Origin of the sequence: Streptomyces sp. NPDC088707 (genome assembly GCF_044752725.1) — a bacterium.
Taxonomy (GTDB): domain Bacteria; phylum Actinomycetota; class Actinomycetes; order Streptomycetales; family Streptomycetaceae; genus Streptomyces.
This window is the reverse complement of sequence record NZ_JBIVLV010000004.1, coordinates 134,054-152,432: the sequence shown is the minus strand read 5'-3', so window position 1 is coordinate 152,432 and position 18,379 is coordinate 134,054. Positions and strand designations below refer to the sequence as shown.

Genomic DNA, 18,379 nt, shown 5'->3' with positions numbered 1-18,379 from the left:
GGTGCGGCGGCGGGAGTCACCCGAACGACGGCCACCGGTGGGCGGCCCACTCCCGCCAGCTCCCCCAGCCCGGGGGCGGGTCGGCGGGTCCTCTGCCGCCCAGCTCCGACGCGTCGGGCTCCTCGAAGTGCGCCCGCCCGTAGCGGATGTCGGCCTCGGTCATCGGCAGCGTCTCGTCGGGCGTGGTGGCCTGGCGCCGGGCGATCCGGGCGCGTTGGGTGCCGGCGTCCACGGGTAGGTAGACCATGCGGAAGCGGGCGTCCTCGGACTCCACCAGCCATCGGATCGCGGACCGCTCGTCCCGGGACCAACAGCCGTAGTCCACCACGACCTTGGTGCCCAGCTTCACCGCCTCCAGGGCGAGCCAGAGCATGCGCCCCTCGAGCACGTCGCGCTTCCCGTCCGCGTCCGCCTCGCCGAACAAGGGGATCATCCAGTCGTCGGGCGTCAGACGGAGCGCGCGGTGCTCGTGGGCGAGCTGCCGGGCCTTCGTGGTCTTTCCGGCCCCTGGCAGGCCGACCATGAGGAACAACGTCGTCACGCCCTGATCGTGTCAGGGTGGGCGACGGGCGGCTACCGCTTATCCGCCGGAGCGACGACAGGCCTGTCCGGCGGGCTCGGCGACTGCTCGGCGCGGGTCAGTAGGTGCCGGGCCAGCTCAGCCACCGACGGAGCGCGATGTGGGTGCTGTCGTCCAGGGCGCAGAGCACGTCGATGGCGTCGAGGTCGCCCGGCAGGGGCGCGATGCCTGCGGCCGTGAGCGTGGCGTGCAGCTCAAGTCGACGGCGGTCGGTCGGCTCCAGGCCGTAGGACGGCCTGCTCGACGTCTCAGCCTCCGACTCCGAGCAGCCGCCGAAGCCCGTGATCCCGTAGGTCGCCGACGTCTCCCCGTGCAGGTCGTCGAGGTCGTGGACGGCAGGGAAGCGGTACGGGTCGAGGTCCGACAGTGCGCGCGGACCCGTGGTGAGCGCCTGGAACTCGGTCATGAGCGTCTCCTCAGTCGTCGTGCCACATTCGTGCAGGGAACGACGACGCGGGTACTGCGGCCCGTTGCGATCCGGAGCGAAACCCACCCGGATGTCCCCTACGCCATCTCGTCACAAGTGAGAAGAGCCGACGAACGCCGAGCCCTTCCCCGACAGCCGCGGTCGACGGCGGGTGGCGCTTCCTCCCGCGATCCCCACCATCGGCGTTTCGGCCAACCGGCTTACCCCGCAGTCCTGTTGTGCGGCAGGGGTCGATGCACCCTCCACGCTCCGACACGCGCCGAATCACGGGGGTACGACAGAGACCGGTCCATGAGCGGCGACCGGCGGAGCACCCACGCCATGACGCCGCTCCGAAGCCTCGGCACCGGGCGGCCACCCGCACCGCGGCGCCCCGCCGCTCCCCCGACCGCGAGCGCCTCCTCCTCGGATGAACGACAGCGCGGCATGTTGCCGCGGTGTGGCGGTGTCATGGCGGGATCGTGGCAGCAGCGCCCGTCGCGGCGTCCGGGCGGGGGTGCGCGTCTAGCATCCGGGGAACGGTTCCGCCGCTGCCGGTGCGGGGCCGTACCGGTCACTGCCAAGGGCAGGTTCGTCATGAGTACATCCCGCACCCTCACCGTCGGCGAAGCAGAGGCTCGACTGACCGAGCTGAACGTGGTCGACGTCCGCACTCCGGGCGAGTTCGCCTCCGGCCGGCTGCCCGGCGCCGTGAACGTCCCCCTGGAACGCATCGAGGACAGGGTGCCCGACCTGCGGGACGCGACGACGAGCGGGCCACTCCTGCTGGTGTGCGCCTCCGGTGCCCGCTCCGAGAAGGCTGTCGCGACTCTCGCCTCCCACGGGGTCGCCGCGGCGAGTCTCACCGGCGGCACCCGGGGATGGGCCTCGGCCGGCCATCCGCTCGAGTACCCGCAGGGACCCGTGCGGAAGGTCTGGGGGATGGAGCGTCAGGTGCGTTTCACCGCCGGGTTGCTGGTGCTGCTCGGCCTGGCCCTCGGGCTGCTCGTCCACCCTGCGTTCCAGCTGCTCTCGGCGGGGATCGCCGGGGGTCTGGTGTTCTCGGCGCTCACCGACACCTGCGGCATGGCGGTGGTCCTGGGCCGGCTCCCCTTCAACCGGCGCGGCGCGGCGTCGCACGGCTGACCCGCGCCGCCACGTCCGGCGCGGTCACTGCCGTGCGTGCGGGTCCGGCGGGGCGGGAGTAGGGCTCTTGGCCCCGAACCGGCCGAGCAGCGCGGTGAGGAGGACGGCCGTCAGCGTGCCTGCGACGACACCGCTGCCCAGGATCGTGCGGGCCCAGCCGGGGAACCCCTCGTACAGGTCCGGGGTGAGCAGCGGCAGCAGTCCCACGGTGAGCGCGAGCGCGGCGGTCAGCGAGCCCGTGCCGGTGCCTGACAGGTCGGCGCGGCGGAGCATCTCGACGCCCATGACGGCGATCACGGCGTAGACGACGAGGGCGGAGCCTCCGACGACGGCCTCGGGTATGCCCGCAAGCGCCCGGGACACGGGCGTGGCCAGGCCGAGGACGACGAGGAGGGCTCCGGCCCCGGCGGTCACGAACCGGCTGCGGACCCCGGTGAGCCGGCCGATGCCGATGTTCTCGGCGCTGGTGACCATGAGGGACGTACCGAACAGCCCGCCCGCCAGGGAGACGACGGCGTCGGCCCGGGCGACGCGCGGGACGTCCCGTTCGGGAGCCGGGGTCCGGCCGACGGTCTCGCTGTTGAGCACGGTCTGTCCGGTGATCTCGGCCAGGGTGGTGAGGCTGAACACGAGCAGCGGCAGGGCGGCGAGCAGGTCGAACCTAGGTGTCCCGAAAGGCAGGAACGCGGGCAGCGCGAAGCCGCTGCCGGCCGCGGGGGCGAAGGCTCCCAGGCCGGTCGCCACCGCCACGGCGGTGCCCGCCGCCATCCCTATGAGGACGGAGGTCTGGCGCCAGACGCCGCGCAGGAACACGTACGCGGCGACGGTCGCAGCAACCGTGAGCCCGGCGAGGAGCACCGCTCGGGGTTCGCCGGTGCCGTCGGGGCCGGTGACGAGTCGGGACGCGACCCGGATCATCGCGATCCCGATGAGCAGCACGGTCACCCCCATGACCAGGGGCGGGAAGAGCCGTACGACACGGGCGTACACGGGCAGCACGGCGAGGAGCAGGGCCGCTGCCAGGAGGACCGCGCCGGCGGCGGTCGGCGCGCCGTGTTCCTGGGCGATCTGGAGGAAGAGCGCGGTCGCGGCGCCGCCGGGCAGCATGACGAACGGGAGGCGGCCGCCGATCCGCCAGACGCCGAGGGACTGGAGCAGGGCGCCCGCTCCGCACAGCAGCAGGACGGCGCTGAGCAGTGAGGCCGTCGCATCGGGCGACATCTTCAGGGTGCCGGCGACGAGGAAGACGGTGGAGACCGGGGCGGCGATCATCGCCAGGACGTGCTGGGCCGAGAGCGGAACCAGTCTCCGCCATGGAACCTTCGCGTCGACCGCGTCGACCGCGTCCCGCGCTTCGACGGCTTCGACGGCTTCGACGGCTTCGACGGCTTCGACGGCTTCAGCAGAGTCGCCGGAAGCGGGAGTGGACGCCGGGGTGGGCTTGGACGCCCGGGTCGTCGTCATGCCGTCGCCTCCAGCCACGGGATGTCGGCCGCGGTGTAACGGTAGGCGCGGAAGACCGCGTTGGGCTCGGACGGGAACAGGCCGCGGACTTCGCTCTCGCTGTAGCCGGCGAAGTGCGGGACGACGTACTCCCAGCACAGGTAGCCGTCCTCGGTCACTTCGAACAGCCGCCCCGAAGGCGAGTCGGTGACGAGCGTGTTGCCGTTCGGAAGGCGTTGGGCCGAGCCCATGAAGGGCGCGAAGAAGAACTCGCGCGCCGGGTCGTGGTACTCCCACACGATGTCGCTCGTGGCCCGGTCGATCTCGATGACGCGGGAGTACGGGACGTCGTGTCCGGGCCGGAACACGCCGTTGTCGAAGACGAGCAGCCGGCCGTCGTCCAGTTCGGTGGGGGCGTGCTGCTGGCTGACCGTGCCGGGGCGGCTGCGCCAGAGGATCTCGCCGGTGTCGCGGCTGATGACGACGACGGCCGAGACGCTGCGCAGGCTGGCCAGGATGTTGCCGTCCCGCAGGGGCGTGACGCTGTTGATCAGGGGCCAGTGCTCGCGCGCATAGGCCTCGTGCAGAGGGAAGGAGGCTCGGTCGAGGTGCTCCGAGGCGCGCCAGGACCAGAGGAGTTCACCGTTCGGGCCGACCTCCTTGATGGTGTCGGCCCAGACGACCCCGCCCTCGGCCTCGGAGCCGGGCACACCGCCCCGTACCGTCGCGGCGTCGTCCCCGGTCAGGGGTTCCAGAGCGGTGTAGAGGACGCGTCCGTCGTCGAGGTGGTGGGCGTCGTGGTGCTGGAGGGGATCGCGGTGTTCTTGCAGGACGGTGCCGTCGGGTGCCGCACGGAGCATGACGCCGCCCCGGTACTTGTGCCACATCGGGAAGAGGGCACGCTCCCCCGGGAGTACGCCGTTGTAGGCGAGGGTGCCGTCGCCGAGGAGTCGGGCGTGGCGGCCGGGGCGGTACGGGAGGTTCCAGCTGTGGACGGTATGGCCGTGGAGATCGATGAGGTAGACCTCCCCGGTGCCGGTGAGGGGTGCGTAGAGGGTGTAGCCGTCGGATACCGCCGCCTCGTCGAGGGCGATGAGGCCGGTGGGACGCCGACGGCGTGAGTTCTGGTCGACAGAGGGCACTTCGGGACTCCTTGCGTCAAACTTTCTTTGATGAGAACAACCGACTTTGACGTTAGGGCCGTTGTGTGACGGGCGTGTGTCGGGAGTACGAAACCGTCTCCGAGTTCCCGCGGTGCGCCGCGTAAGGTGCCGTCAGGCGCCGTCGACCAGGGAGAACGGCGCCTCGGGGCGGGGAAGGACGGAACATCCATGGAGGCCGAGAGCACGAACACCCCCCGGGTGGGGGCTGCCGTACGCCGCCGGCGCCGGGCCCTCGACCTGACACTCGCCGACGTGGCACGGCTCAGCGGGCTCTCCTCGCCGTTCCTCAGCCAGATCGAGAACGACCGGGCGCGCCCGAGCATGCGGTCGCTGCAGCGGATCGCAGACGCCCTCGACACCACGGCGGTGCACCTGCTCGCGACCTCGGACAGGACGCGCACCATCGACGTGGTGCGCGCCGATGACGACAGCGGGCTCGACCAGGAGGCCGGCGTCCGTCCGGTGGTACGGGGCCGCCACCAGCTGCACGCGCTCGAGTTCGTCGGCGAGCACGAGGCGGATCGCGAGTTCCGGCACCGCAACGACGAGCTGATGTACGTGGCGGACGGGTCGGTGGAGGTCGAGGCCGAAGGCCGGATCCACCGACTGGGACGCGGCGACACGCTCCTGGTGGCCGGCGGCGTCCGGCACCGCTGGCGCACGGTCGAACCAGGGTCACGGGTCCTCGTGGTCGCGGTCGGCGACCACGTCGACGTCCTGGAGCCCTGACGGGACGAGCCGTGCCCGCCCGTGCCTCCGTCCTCCTGAACCTCAAGTGCGTGACGGAGACCGAGGCCGCACGCTGGAAAGGCGTGACCCGCCCCCGGCCGGCCCGCCGCGCCGTCAGTAGCCCACGCCGTCGTGTCGTCGAAAGGAGCACCGCTGCCATGAGCGACCTCATCCTGATCCGTCACGGCGAGACGGAGTGGAGCGCCTCCGGGCGCCACACCGGCCGTACCGATCTGCCGCTCACCCCGGACGGTGAGGCGGAGGCACGCACGCTCGCCCCGTTCTTCGAGGGCCGCTCGCTGTCCTTCGTACTGACCAGTCCCTTGCGGCGGGCCCGGCACACGGCGGAACTCGCGGGGCTCCGGGACGCGGTGACGGACCAGGACCTGTGCGAGTGGGACTACGGCGGGTACGAGGGGCTCACCACGGCGCGGATCCACGAGACCCGGCCCGACTGGTCGCTGTGGAGCGACGGCGTGCCGCCGCATGCCGACGGGCGGCCGGGCGAGTCCGCCGAGGACGTGGGGCGACGGGCCGACCGGGTACTGGCACGCCTCGCGCCGCTCCTCACCGGCTCGCAGGAGGACGGCGTGGTGGTGGCGCACGCGCATCTGCTGCGTGTCCTCACCGCCCGCTACCTCGGCCTGCCGGCGTCCGAGGGGCGGCTGTTCCTCCTGACGACGGCGACGGTCGGCAGGTTGTCCACGGAGCACGGGCTGCCGGTGGTGGCGGGCTGGAACCAGCGCCCCCTCCCCCCGGCCCGTACGTGACACGGACATGTACCAGCGTGAGCACGCCATGACCCGGTACGCCGGGCATTGGGCGGCGTGGCCTCCGGTGGCCGGTGCCGCGGTCATGGCCACCGGCATCCTGTCGGTGGGTCTGGGTCTGACCGGCTTCGAGGTGGTCTCCGTCGTGGCGCTGTGGCTGGCCACGGCGCTGTGGCTGCTGCTGGCACTCGGCTTCTCGGCCCTGCTCCTGAGGGACCGGCGCCGCTGGGAGGTGACCGCCGACACCCCGCCCGCGCTCACCGCGGTCGCCGCCACGACGGTGCTCGGCGTCCGGTTCGAGCTCCTCGGCCTCACTCCGGTGGCCGTGTCGCTCCTGGTGATCGCCGCGCTGGTGTGGCCCGTGATGCTGGTCGCCGTTCTCCGGCACCTGACCCGGCGGGCACCGGGCGCCGTGTTCCTGATCTGTGTGGCCACCCAGGGGCTCGCGGTCCTGTGTGCCGTCCTCGTACCGGAGGCCGGTGACTGGCTTGCTCGGGTGGCTCTCGCCTTGTTCCTGCTGGGACTCCTGCTGTACGTCGATGCCCTGGCCCGCTTCGATGTCCGCCAGGTGGTGACGGGCGCGGGAGACCACTGGATCGCGGGCGGAGCCCTGGCGATCTCGGCGCTCGCCGGTTCGAAGCTCCTCGCCTCGGGCGTCTGGTCGGGCGGCGCGGCCACGACACTGCGGACGACCACGCTCGTCCTGACAGCGCTCGATCTGGCCTGGTACGCGGTCCTGCTGGGCGGCGAGTGCGCCCGGCCGCGACTCGGCTACGACGTCCGCCGTTGGGCGACGGTCTTCCCGCTCGGCATGACGGCGGTGGCGTCCCTGTCCGTCGCGGCCGCCACCGGAGTCGCGTGGCTGGAGACGTCGGGCCGGGTGCTCCTGTGGATCGCCGTCGCCGTGTGGCTCCCCACCGCCTACGGCTTCGTCCGCTCGCTCATGGGTCACGCCGCCGACCGCTCCTCCCTCACTGCCGACAGCCGTCGACCGGTCCGGGCACGTCGACGTCGGTGACGACTCGCGACCGGCGCCTCCGATGGCGTCCAGGGCCGCCCTCCTGGCTGTTCCTCACGTGGTGAGGCGTCCGGCAGGCGATGGGTGCACACTGGTCCTGGAGCCCAGCACGCTCCCGTTTCTGGCCCCTCCGAGAGACGCCTCATGCACTACGAGACCTCCGAGGAACACGTATCGGGGACGCCGGCCACGGCGTCGCCCCTGGCCCATCGCGTGACGATGGCCGGACCGACCGTCCTGTTCGGCCCTGTCATCGTCAAGGCTCGTCCGTACGGACTGCCGGCCCGCTCCAGTCGCTCGGTCTGAGCGTCGTGGGACGTGGCGACTCCTGGAACCCTCAGAAGTTCCGGGACGAACCGCGCGGGCGGCGGGAGGAGGACACATGGCAACGCCACAGGGTTCCGCACCCCGTGCCGGACCGGAGGACGGGGCGGGCGCGGCATCGCCGCCTCCCACGGTCGACCCGGAGGACCAGCTGGCGCGTCTCGGCCGTTCGTGGGTCTGGCTCCTCGGCGCCGCGATGGCGACACTCATCCCGGGCATCCTGGCGCTCGTGTGGCCGGATGTCACCCTGCACGTCCTGGCCGTGCTCATCGGGGTGTACTTGCTGCTCACCGGCGCCTTCCAGTTCGTGACCGTCTTCGGGCGCAGCAGCGACCGCGTGCCCGGCCTGATCGTGGCCGTCCTGTGCGTCCTGGGCGGGGTGCTGTGTCTCAGGAACCCGCTCCAGACGATCGCCGCACTCTCGCTGATCGTCGGCGCCGTCTGGCTGGTGTCCGGCATCGTCACCCTGTACACGGCCATCGCCACCAAGAACATGCCGCACCGCGGCGTCGTCATGGCCGTCGCGGCTCTCGGCATCGTCGCGGGAATCGTGGTGCTGGCGCTGCCGACGGAGTCGGCTCGGGCCCTGACCAGGCTGCTCGGCCTCTGGCTCGTCCTCCTCGGCCTGGCCGAGACCGCCGTCGCGCTGGCGTGGCGGTCGGCGCTGCGCAGGGCGGGCGTGACGGGCCACGACTCACCGGGCCCCTTCTGACGGCCGCGTCTCCGACGCATCAGCCCCGCGCCCGGGCCTCCGGAGTGAGGCTCTCCCCACCCCACCCCGCCGCGCGCACGACCCGAGGTACGCCACGGATGCCCGGGCGACCGCGGAAACGGAGGAATCGTGTACCTCGCCTACGACTACCCGCTGCTCAACGTCTTCTGGACCATGCTGTGGTTCTTCCTCTGGATCCTGTGGTTCATCCTGCTCTTCCGGATCATCACCGACATCTTCCGCGACAAGGACATGAACGGATGGGGCAAGGCGGGGTGGCTCGCCTTCGTCATCCTGCTGCCCTTCCTCGGCGTCCTCGTGTACGTGATCGCCCGCGGCAAGAACATGGGCCACCGCGAGATAGCCCAGGCCCGTGACCAGCAGCGAGAGTTCGACGCCTACATTCGCGAGACCGCGTCCGGTACCGCGCGCCCCAGCAGCGCCGAAGAACTGACCAGGCTCTCCGAGCTCCGCTCCCGTGGAGACATCACGGAGGAGGAGTTCAACCGGGCCAAGGCGCTGGTCCTGACCGACGACAGGCCGGCCGCGAGCCCCGCGCCCGGCGAGCCCCCCACCGCCGGACGCTGACCGCGCCCGGCACCGACGATTCGAGCGAGAAGCGAGGGATCGCGATGGCATCCACCCACACCACACGGTCGGCAGACACGACGAGACAGGCCTGGGCCGGCGGACTGACCGTCTTCGCCGCCGTCATGCTCGGGATCACCGGGCTCGTCGGCATCTTCCGCGGCATCATGGCGATCGCCGAGGACGAGGTCTTCGTCAACACGCCCAACTACGTCTTCAAGTTCGACCTGACCTCATGGGGCTGGATACACCTCATCCTCGGCATCATCGCGGTCCTCGTGAGCTTCGGGCTGTACCGGACGTCCACGTGGGCACGCGTGGCCGGCGTGGGCATCGCCGCGCTCGTCATCATCGCCAACTTCCTTTCCCTGCCCTACTACCCGGCCTGGTCGATCCTGATGGTCGCCATGTCGGGATTCGTCATCTGGGCGCTGTGCGCGGTGAAGCGCGAGGAACTCGTCTGATGTACGGGGAACTCCTCTGATGTACGGGGAACTCCTCTGATGTAGGGGACGAGTCGGTCGAGTTCCTCAGGCCGCCGGGCAGGGATCCGTTCGGATCTCCCTGCCTGGCGGCCTCTTCGCTCTGCCGAGGGATCCTCGGCCGCGCTCATCATCCGACGATCGGTTCGGGCCGCGGGGAGACCACTCGCCTGGGTGACTGCGGGGCGGGCGAGCGCCGGGTCATGATCATCGGCATGAGTGCCTCTCTGATCCGCCGCGCCTGCGCCGCGGCCCTGCTGGCCACGTCCACCCTCGCCCCCGCCGTGGCCGCCGCGCCCCAACCCGGCGCGCCCGCACCGGAGTCGACACGTGCCGTGCAGGCCCGTCTGCTCGGCGAGAAGACCGTCCCGCACAAGCTCGACTTCCAGGGGACCACGGTCGGCGGCCTCTCCGGCATCGACCGCGACCGGTGCACCGGCGAGTACGTCCTCATCAGCGACGACCGCTCCTTCCTCCAGCCCGCGCGCTTCTACACCGCGAAGCTCGACGTCGACGCGGCCGGCGTGCACGCCGTCGACTTCACCTCGACCCACCCCCTCCTGCAGCCGGACGGCTCGGTCTACCCCTCCCCCGCCCTCGCCGACGGCAAGGCGATCGACCCGGAGGAGATCCGCGTCGACCCGCGCGCATGCCGGTACTGGTGGGGGCAGGAGGGCGACCGGCCCGCCGTCGCCGGCCCGCCTGTGATCCAGCCGTCGATCGAGATCTCCGAGTCCGACGGAACCCACCACGGCCGCCTGCGGCTGCCGGAGAACTACTTGATCACCGCCGAGCGCGGACCGCGCCGGAACCAGGCCGTCGAGGCGCTCACCTTCGGCGCCCGCGGCACCGTCGTGACCAGCGCGATCGAGGGCCCCCTGCTCCAGGACGGACCGGTACCGGACGTGACGCACGGCGCGCTCGTGCGCGTCACGCGGCAGACCCGCGGTGGCCGGGTGCTCGGACAGTTCGCGTACCCGATCGAGAGGATCTTCGCCGAGTCGGACCCGACCAGCCCGTGGGGTCCCGACACCGGCGTCCCGTCCATCCTGGCCTTCCCGAACGACGCCGAGCGCTACCTCGTGCTCGAGCGCACCTGGGTCGCCGGCTCCGGCTACAAGATCCGCCTGTACGACACCACGACGCGGGGCGCCACCGACGTACGGTCGCTGGACTCCTTGGCCGGACAGCCCGTCGCGCCCATGCGGAAGAGGCTCGTCGCGGACTTCCACGCCCTCGGCCTGTCCACCGTCGACAACACCGAAGGCATGACCTGGGGCCCCTCCCTGCCGTCGGGCGAGCGGTCGCTGATCCTCGTCAGCGACGACAACTTCGACAAGGAAGCGGTCACGCAGATCGTCGCGCTGGCGCTGCGCTGAACCCGAGCCCGGATCTGATCGCGGATCCGAACCGGGTGGATCTGGGCTGACGCCCACCGCGCATGCGCCACGTACCCGCCAACCCTCCGGACCACCGACGACGCCCGGGCGTCGCTGTGCCCGGCACGTCGCTCCGGAGGGCGGCGCGCTGTCTTCCACACGGCGCTGTCCCCCCAGGTGAGGCGGACCGTCCGCTCGGACGGGCCGCTCAGGCACCCTCGTCGAAACGGCCCGCCTCCACCTGCAGCGCAAGGGACTGCAGCACTTCGGCGGAGGAGACGTCGGTCCGCCCCTCGTCATGCGCCACGGCGAGACTGGTGAAGGCCAGGGTGAACCCGGAGACCATGGTGTACAGCGCGGGACCGAGAGCCGCGGCGAGGAGGTGGGCGACCTCCTGCGGAGCGGCGTCGGCCGGCACGCTGATGTGGGGCAGCATCTCGTTCAGCATCTGGGTGACCACCCGCGGCTCGATCTCGGACGCGGCGTCGTAGGCCTCGTCGCCCTCACTCTCGTCCTCCACGGCCCGGCGGATCTCCTGAGCCTCCGTCAGGATCCCGATCACTCGCTTCAGAACCTCAGCTCGCTCCATTTCACGGAGCCTAGCCCCAGGTCGGCAGGAGTGGTGGCGCGGAGAGCCCGCCGTGGGGCGGGGTCAGGGGGTGGGACCGCTCGGGGCGGCGATCCTCCAGCTCCCGTCGTCCGCCGTGTACACCGTCAGCCTGCGGTTGACCGTGTCGCCCTCCTTGTCGAAGGCGACACGGCCGGTGACACCGTCGAAGGCGACACCGGCGACTGCCGGCGGGAGTTTCGCCCGGGCGTCGTCCGGGAGTGCGCCGCCGTTGTCCGTCACGAGCGTCTTCACCGCTTCGATGAGGGCCCAGGTCGCGTCGTAGGCGTACGGGCCGTACCAGCCCGGCGGCTCCGGGTAGCCGGCCTTCCGGTACCGGGCGAGGAAGTCCTGCCCTGCCGCCGATTCCTCGGCGGGGGCGCCGATCTGGGTCGCGAGGTCGCCTTCCGCCTGCGGGTTCTCCGTGAGGTACTGCTGGTCGAAGATGCCGTCGCCGCCCATCAGGGGGACGTTCACCCCCGCCTGCTTGAGCTGTTGGGACAGGGGTGCCGCGGTGTCGTAGTAGCCGCCGAAGTAGACGGCGTCGGCGCCTGAGGCTCGTACGCGGACGGCGAGTCCCGCGAAGGCGCGTTCCGCGGGGTCGACCTGCTCGGTGCCGACGACGGTCCCGCCGAGTTCGGTGAACTCGGCCGTGAGACCGGCGGTGAGTGCGGTGCCGTGGGCGCTCGTGTCGTCGATGACGTACAGCTTGGTCTTCTTCGCCTCGTGCAGGTACCGGGCGGCGAACGGCCCCTGGTCGACATCCGTGGCGATGGTACGGAAGTAGGTGGAGTGGGGGCGGGATCTGGTCCCGGCGGCCCAGTCGGGGCCCAGGCTCAGGGTGGGGTCGGTGTTGCCCGGTGACACGTTGACCACGTCCGCCCGCGCGAGCGGGGGGACCAGCGTGCGGGCGACAGCGGAGTTGAGCGGGCCTACGACGCCGAGAACCTTCTCGTCGGACACGAACCGGGTGGCGTTGGCCGCCCCCTTGGCGGGGTCGGCCGCGTCGTCCAGCGCCTTGATCTCGAATGTCACGCCGGGGACGTGGCGGGACTCGTTGGCGGTCCTGGCCGCCAGGTCGGCGGAGTTCTTGATGCCGACGCCCATGGAGGACAGTCCGCCGCTCAGGGGCGCGTCCACACCGATCACCACCGTGACGGAGGGGTTCCCCGCTCCACTGCCGGCCGCTCCGCCGCGCGCGGCGTCATCGTCACGGGTGAGGGCCCAGGTCAGGAGGGATCCCGAGGTCAGTACCGCCAGTGCCGTGCCCAGGATCGCGGAGCGCCGGGTGAGGGATCGCCGTGGGGCGGACGTCGGGCCTCGGTGTCCCGAGTCGACGGTCGCGTCGGGCGCGACCGGGCTCTCGCCCACGGGCAGGGGCGGGCCGGTCGGGCGGTCCGGCACCCGGCCGCGCGGAGTACCGGCGGCGGCCCCGGAGTCCGGGACGGTGGGGGTGGGGGACGGCGGAGTCGGTGAGGGCGGCGGCGCCTGCTGCGGCATGGGCGGGACGGAAGCGTGCTCCGCTGCCGCGCCCGGAACGGGTCCGGGCACAGGCGCGGGTGCGGGTGCAGGTCCAGGCGCGGGCGCGGGCGCGGGCGCAGGCTCAGGTGCAGGCGAAGGAGGCACCCTCGGATCGGGCGTGTGGGCGGGGCTGGGCGTGAGTTCGGCTTCGGCTTCGGCTTCGGCTTCGGCTTCGGCTTCGGCTTCGGCTTCGGCTTCGGCTTCGGCTTCGGGGCCAGGCTCGCGCGCCGGCCCTCGCTCGGCGGACACATCAGCACCACCCGAGGACCGCAACACCGACGCGAGCATCTCGGCCGCTTCCGAGGCGCTCACCCGCTGGGCCGGGTCCTTGGTGAGGAGCGCGTCGAGGACGGGGGTCAGCGGGCCGGCATGGACGGGCGACCGGTGCGGGCTGGTGAACACCGCGACGGCGAGGGCGTGGAGCCCTTCCGCCTCGAAGGGCGGGCGCCCTTCGACGGCGTGGTACAGGGTCGCGCCGAGCGCCCACAGGTCGTTGGCCGGAGTGGGGCGCTTGCCGTCCAGTTGCTCCGGCGGCATGTACTGCGGCGTGCCGATCACGATTCCGCTGTGGCTCAGCTTGGTCGTGGCGTCGGCGAGGTGGGCGATGCCGAAGTCGGTCAGGACGACACGGTCCTTGGTCAGGAGCACGTTGTCCGGCTTGATGTCGCGATGGACGATGCGCGCCCGGTGCGCCTCGGCCAGCGCGTCGAGCATGGCGGCGCCGATCTCGGCCACCCGACGTACGGGCAGCCTGCCGTGGCTTCGGATGGCGGCGGCCAGGGACTGCCCGCGGATCAACTCCATGATGATGACGGGGGCTCCGCGATGCTCCACGACGTCGTGGACGGTGATGACTCCGGGGTGGCTGAGAGTGACCGCTGCGCGGGCCTCGCCGGTGAACCGCCGGAGCAGTACGGCTCGGTCGTCGTCGTCCATGCCCGGCGGGAACAGGATCTCCTTCACGGCGACCTCGCGCCCGAAGAGCTGCTGGTCGAGGCCACGCCACACCCGGCCCATGCCGCCTTGGCCGATGCGTTCGACCAGCTGGTAGCGGCCGGCGATGAGTTCGGGATTCTGCTCGGTCACGCGCACACTCTAGGACTTGCTGGTCCGATCAGGTGACGGAACGACGGCTGGAACACGTCTTCGGTGAGGCTGCCCGAGCGCCCTGCGCGGCTCGCCCGCCCTTGTGGGGGATCCGGCACCGTCGTCGAGACCCGCCCCGGCCGCGTCCGTCAGGGGCGCGGCGGCGTTCAGTCGTGCCGCCGAGCTCGACGGCTTCCGCGTTGAACCGGAACGTGGCCGTGCTCACCGCCGAGTCGAAGCGGAGCAGTTCATCCAGCGTGGCGGGGACGTCGGGGTTCGCCCGGAGGCGGTCCAGCGCGGCCGGGTGCTGGAGCAGTGCCAGAAGGGCGTTGCCGAGGCTCGCCTGCCGCGAAGAGCTCCGCCGACCAGCGCTGGACCTCGGGCCGGTCGGCCTGCGGGACTCCGAGCAGCTCGCAGATCACGACGACCGGCAGCGGCACAGCGAGGCCGGCCACGAAGTCGAACGGTCCGTCGGCGGTTCGTACGGCCGCGGTGCGTTCTGCTGACGCGAACGGCCGGGGCTCCCTCGCGGGGACCCCGGCCGTTCGGCTGCGGTCCGTCAGCGGCGGACCTGGTAGGCCCGCGTCACCGTCTGGTCGACGGAGTTGCCGTCGGCGTCGGTGGCGGTGACCCTCAGCGAGACGAAGCCCGGGGCCGCAGGGTTGTCGATGGCGCCGTTCAGACGGCCGTCCAGGCGGACCTGGCGCCAGGTGGCGCCGTCGTCGTACGAGGCCCACAGCTCGACCCCGGTGACGGCCGGGCCGACGAGGCCCTTGGGGTGCCGTACGCCGAGACCGACGGGCGTACGGGACCTGGTCCGGGCACTGTTGGCCAGGTCGGTACCGAGGCGGTAGTCGACCGACAGGACGGGCAGCAGCGTCCGCCCCTCGCCCTGCGCGGAGTGGAAGCGCCAGTCGGTGCGTACCTTCGTGGAGGTGTTCCAGCCGGCCTCGTCCCGCTGTACGTCGGTGACCACGCGGTACTCGGCGCGCTCGGGCACCACCGGGAAGGCGACGGCGGCGGCGGGTGCGGTGCCGAGGAGCGTGCCGTCCCGGTAGACCGTGGTCAGCTCCTTGTCGGTGCCGTTGCGCATCACGGCCCACTGTCCGGAGCCGCTGTCGAGGAGTCCCGCGGCGGTGATCCCTGCGACGGCGCCGTCACGGGCCGCGGCGTTGTCCAGGCCGCCCGGGAGCGCGGTGCGGACGACGGCCTTGTTCCAGTCGCGGCGGACCTGCTGTCCGGGTGCGAACGTCGTGGCGGCCGTGACCTGCCAGGTGCCGCCCGCCGTCCACACGGGGCCGAGCTTCATGGCCTCGTAGGTGCGCAGGCCCGTGGTGACGTACTCGGTCAGGGTGCGCTGGAGCGGCATCCGTCCGAAGGCGAAGTTCGCCACCGGTTGCATCGGCGCGTGCATCAGCCGGCTGTATCCGGCCTCGGCTCCGGCGGTCGTACTGTGGAACCGTGAGTCGACCGTGGCCAGTTCACCGGCCCGCACGCGGTAGCGCTGGTCGGCGGGGATGCCGCCGCCGCGGTACTTGAGCAGTTCGTAGGAGTACGGGCTGACCGCGGTGCCGGAGAAGGTGATCCGGGCGCCGGTCAGCGCCAGGAGCCGCTCGCCCTCGGTGCCGGAGACGGTCATGGCGGGGATGCGCGTCTCCTTCGGGCTCCAGTTGCCGGCCAGCCAGCCGCCGGGGGTGTCGTTGTAGACGAGCACGGCCAGTGCTCCGGCGTCGGCTGCCGCGTCGACCTGCGCGTACGTGGTGGTGCCGGGGTCCCGCTTCACCAGCGCGAGCTTGCCCCGGACGTCCTCTCCGGGCTTGGCGACGCGGAGGGTGCGGCCGCCGTCGAAGCGCGCCGAGCCGGTCCAGCCCTGGAAGTAGGACACGTCCAGGGCACGGCCGCCGTGGCCGGCGAGCCGGGCCGACAGCGCGGGGGCGCTGAGCGACCAGCCGACGCGCGACTCGAAGAGGCCGGCGTCGGTGGTGGCCGACGGCACCGAGTAGACCGCCGTCTCTCCGCCCAGCCAGGTCTCGCGGTCCTGCACGAGGGACTGCGAGGAGGAGCGGGAGGTGATGCCGACCCGGAGGCGGTTCGTCTCCGACGGGCGGGGCGTGGCCATGGTGACGGGGCTCGCCTTGGAGCCGTCGAAGTTGAGGGTCCGGTCGGAGTCGATGAGCGTGCCGGGCCGGGCTCCGTAGGTGTACTCGTGGAGCATGCTCCAGTCCGGGCTGTAGTGGAAGATCTCCGCGATGAAGGAGTGCTCGCCGCGCGGCACCCGCACCACGACGGTCCCGTCCTCGCCGACCGGGTACGTCTCCGGGAGCACCGCCCTGTCCAGGGAGGTGTCGGTGATCGCGGCGGTGCCTGCGGTCGGCCTGCCGTCGCGGTCGAGGACCTTCAGCGTGACGTCGAAGCGCTGCACGTCCCGGCCGAAGCCGATCGCGGTCACCACCGCCGTCCCGTCGGTGGTCCGCGCGGTGACGTGCGCGCCGTGCGAGCCGGTGGTGAGCCTGCCGCTGTCGAGGGTGACGGCGACCGCGGCGGTGCCGTGCGCGGGGACGGTCACCGAGTCGGCGCCCAGGGCGAGCGTGCCGGCGGGCAGCGTCGCGCCCGCGTTCTCCAGCGAGAGCGCCAGCGTGACCGGGGCGTCGCCGTCGTTGGCGTACTCGATCCTCTTCTCGACCGTGGCCGAGTCGTCCCAGCCCCGCAGGCCGAAGTCGACCGTGCCGTCGGCCGACACCGGCTGGCGGACCGCGCGCGCCACGTCGAGGCGGCCGGCGCCCTGGGCGTACACGGAGGTGTCGGCGGTGGTCTTCGCGGTGCTGACGAGGCGGTTCTTCAGCTGGGCGGGCGACCAGTCGGGGTGGCGCTGGGCGAGGATCGCCGCCGCGCCCGCCACGTGCGGTGTCGCCATGGAGGTGCCGCTCGCGGTGGTGTAGAGCTCGCCGACCGGCGCGCCCATCGTCGTGCCGGCCGCGCGGGCGGCGACGATCCGGACGCCCGGTGCGGTGATCTCCGGCTTGAGGCCGCCGTCGCCGCGCGGGCCCCGGCTGGAGAAGCTCGCGACGGCGTCGTCCGCGTCGACGGCGCCGACCGTCAGGGCCGCGGCGGCGGCGCCGGGCGAGCCGACGGTCTTCGCGCCGGGGCCGCTGTTGCCCGCCGCGATGGTGAACAGGACGCCCGTCCTCGCGGTGAGTTCGTTGACCGCGAGCGACATGGGGTCGGTGCCGTCGGCGCCCTCCTGGCCGCCCAGACTCATGGAGACGACTTTCGCGCCGGAGTGCGCGGCCCATTCCATGCCCTCGATGATCCCGGACTCCGAGCCGGAGCCGCCGTCGTCGAGGACCTTGCCCACGACCAGCTTGGCGCCGGGGGCGACGCCCCGGTACCTGCCATCGGAGCCGGCGCCGCTGCCGAGGATCGTGGAGGCGACGTGGGTGCCGTGGCCGTGCCCGTCGCGCGCGGTCTCGCCGGGGACGAAGCTGCGGCTCTCGACGATGCGGTCGGCGAGGTCGGGGTGGGTGGCGTCGACGCCGGTGTCGAGCACGGCGACCTTGACGCCGGTGCCGTCGTATCCGGCGGCCCACGCCTCCGGCGCGCCGATCTGCGGGACGCTCTTCTCCAGGAGCGCGTCGACCTTGCCGTCGAGCCAGAGGCGCTGGACGCCGCCCGACAGACGGGCCTTGGGGGTTCCGGCGCGGGCGCTGTCGTCGTCGACGGCCTCCCAGAAGGTGTCGCCCTTGGCCTTGTCGGCGGTGACGGCGGCGCCGCGGACGCCGGGGAGCTTGCGGGTGAGACGGGCCCCGCCGGGGGTCGGGGTGCCGGTGGAGTCGTAGCGCACGATCAGCGGGGTCGACGCGCGGTGGGCGTCGTCGAAGCCCTGGGCGACGAGTCGGGTGACGTTGAACAGTCGCTTGTCGACCCGGCCGTTGTGGACCAGCGCCTCGACGTCGCGGGGAACGACGTACACGTCGGTGCCGACCGTGTAGGTCCGCAGTCCGGCGGCGCTGCCCCGGTACGGGGTGACGTTGACGGCCAGGGTCCTGCCCGCCCGGGTGGCCACCGTCACCTTGTCGCCGGTGACCAGGGTGACCGTGGCCGTGCGGACGGCGTCCCGGGGCGCGGCGGTCACCGCGTCCTCCCCGGTCGTGGGGAGTGGGCCGGCGCCGTACGCCATGCCGCCCGCGGCCATGGTGGCTGCCAGGGCGAATCCGAGCAGTGCGGTTCTCCGTCTGCTGCGCATGCTGAGGGCACTCCTTCCGCCGGCGGAGGGGATCCATGTCCGGCGGAAACAAGACTCAACAGGAACGATCACCTTCGCTACAGCCTGCGACTGTCGAAGAAGTGACATGTCCACTCGCCGCCAACGTGCCCGCACCGCAGGCCGTTTGCCGGACCGGCGTGGTAATGCGCGCTCTCGTTTCC

15 protein-coding genes are annotated in these 18,379 nt (G+C 72.3%); 8 read left to right on the top strand and 7 right to left on the bottom strand.

All coding sequences use genetic code 11. The features are described 5' to 3' along the window. Positions 1 to 16 precede the first annotated feature (16 nt). Both ACIP84_RS14555 and ACIP84_RS14550 read right to left on the bottom strand, forming a co-directional pair. Complete coding sequence (locus ACIP84_RS14555; protein ID WP_401798082.1) at positions 17 to 541, bottom strand: AAA family ATPase; 525 nt, start codon at positions 539 to 541, stop codon at positions 17 to 19. A gap of 97 nt (positions 542 to 638) precedes the next feature. Then, on the bottom strand, positions 639 to 986 hold the full coding sequence (locus ACIP84_RS14550; RefSeq protein ID WP_401798081.1) for a hypothetical protein: 348 nt from the start codon (positions 984 to 986) through the stop codon (positions 639 to 641). A gap of 597 nt (positions 987 to 1,583) precedes the next feature. Here ACIP84_RS14550 and ACIP84_RS14545 point away from each other — a divergent pair. Beyond that, positions 1,584 to 2,132, top strand: coding sequence for a rhodanese-like domain-containing protein (locus ACIP84_RS14545; protein WP_355964539.1), 549 nt, complete (start codon positions 1,584 to 1,586; stop codon positions 2,130 to 2,132). A 24-nt stretch (positions 2,133 to 2,156) separates the two neighbouring features. Here the strand turns inward: ACIP84_RS14545 and ACIP84_RS14540 are convergent, their stop codons facing one another. Continuing rightward, positions 2,157 to 3,596 (bottom strand): uracil-xanthine permease family protein, encoded by a 1,440-nt coding sequence (locus tag ACIP84_RS14540; protein WP_401798080.1) that lies wholly within the window; start codon positions 3,594 to 3,596, stop codon positions 2,157 to 2,159. Beyond that, a complete protein-coding gene (locus ACIP84_RS14535) occupies positions 3,593 to 4,717 on the bottom strand; it encodes an aryl-sulfate sulfotransferase (RefSeq protein WP_401798079.1) in 1,125 nt (374 codons plus the stop codon). The genes ACIP84_RS14540 and ACIP84_RS14535 overlap by 4 nt, the downstream gene beginning before the upstream one ends. A gap of 189 nt (positions 4,718 to 4,906) precedes the next feature. On the opposite strand from ACIP84_RS14535, the gene ACIP84_RS14530 reads away from it, so the two are divergent. The 7 genes from ACIP84_RS14530 (at position 4,907) to ACIP84_RS14500 (ending at position 10,740) form a co-directional block, all read left to right on the top strand. After that, positions 4,907 to 5,467 (top strand): helix-turn-helix domain-containing protein, encoded by a 561-nt coding sequence (locus ACIP84_RS14530; protein ID WP_355964536.1) that lies wholly within the window; start codon positions 4,907 to 4,909, stop codon positions 5,465 to 5,467. Positions 5,468 to 5,625: 158 nt separating this feature from the next. Further along, positions 5,626 to 6,237 carry a histidine phosphatase family protein gene (locus ACIP84_RS14525; RefSeq protein ID WP_401798078.1) on the top strand — a complete coding sequence of 204 codons (612 nt, stop codon included), beginning with the start codon at positions 5,626 to 5,628 and terminating at the stop codon, positions 6,235 to 6,237. A gap of 7 nt (positions 6,238 to 6,244) precedes the next feature. After that, the gene (locus ACIP84_RS14520) at positions 6,245 to 7,255 is read left to right on the top strand and encodes a tellurite resistance/C4-dicarboxylate transporter family protein (RefSeq protein ID WP_401798077.1); all 1,011 of its coding nucleotides are present in this window, start codon (positions 6,245 to 6,247) and stop codon (positions 7,253 to 7,255) included. A gap of 382 nt (positions 7,256 to 7,637) precedes the next feature. Next, on the top strand, positions 7,638 to 8,291 hold the full coding sequence (locus ACIP84_RS14515; protein ID WP_355964533.1) for a DUF308 domain-containing protein: 654 nt from the start codon (positions 7,638 to 7,640) through the stop codon (positions 8,289 to 8,291). Positions 8,292 to 8,465: 174 nt separating this feature from the next. Continuing rightward, positions 8,466 to 8,879: an SHOCT domain-containing protein gene (locus tag ACIP84_RS14510; protein ID WP_401798356.1), complete on the top strand. Its 414-nt coding sequence runs from the start codon at positions 8,466 to 8,468 to the stop codon at positions 8,877 to 8,879. Positions 8,880 to 8,923: 44 nt separating this feature from the next. After that, positions 8,924 to 9,343 carry a hypothetical protein gene (locus ACIP84_RS14505; RefSeq protein ID WP_355964532.1) on the top strand — a complete coding sequence of 140 codons (420 nt, stop codon included), beginning with the start codon at positions 8,924 to 8,926 and terminating at the stop codon, positions 9,341 to 9,343. Between the two features lie 233 nt (positions 9,344 to 9,576). Beyond that, positions 9,577 to 10,740, top strand: a complete 1,164-nt coding sequence (locus ACIP84_RS14500) for an esterase-like activity of phytase family protein (protein WP_401798076.1) — start codon at positions 9,577 to 9,579, stop codon at positions 10,738 to 10,740. 208 nt (positions 10,741 to 10,948) lie between these two features. Here ACIP84_RS14500 and ACIP84_RS14495 read toward each other — a convergent pair whose 3' ends face one another. The 3 genes from ACIP84_RS14495 to ACIP84_RS14485 form a co-directional block, all read right to left on the bottom strand. Further along, positions 10,949 to 11,329, bottom strand: coding sequence for a hypothetical protein (locus ACIP84_RS14495; RefSeq protein WP_401798075.1), 381 nt, complete (start codon positions 11,327 to 11,329; stop codon positions 10,949 to 10,951). Positions 11,330 to 11,392: 63 nt separating this feature from the next. Beyond that, the gene (locus ACIP84_RS14490) at positions 11,393 to 13,954 is read right to left on the bottom strand and encodes a bifunctional serine/threonine-protein kinase/ABC transporter substrate-binding protein (RefSeq protein ID WP_401798074.1); all 2,562 of its coding nucleotides are present in this window, start codon (positions 13,952 to 13,954) and stop codon (positions 11,393 to 11,395) included. Between the two features lie 559 nt (positions 13,955 to 14,513). Then, complete coding sequence (locus ACIP84_RS14485; RefSeq protein WP_401798073.1) at positions 14,514 to 18,197, bottom strand: S8 family peptidase; 3,684 nt, start codon at positions 18,195 to 18,197, stop codon at positions 14,514 to 14,516. Positions 18,198 to 18,379: the final 182 nt, after the last annotated feature.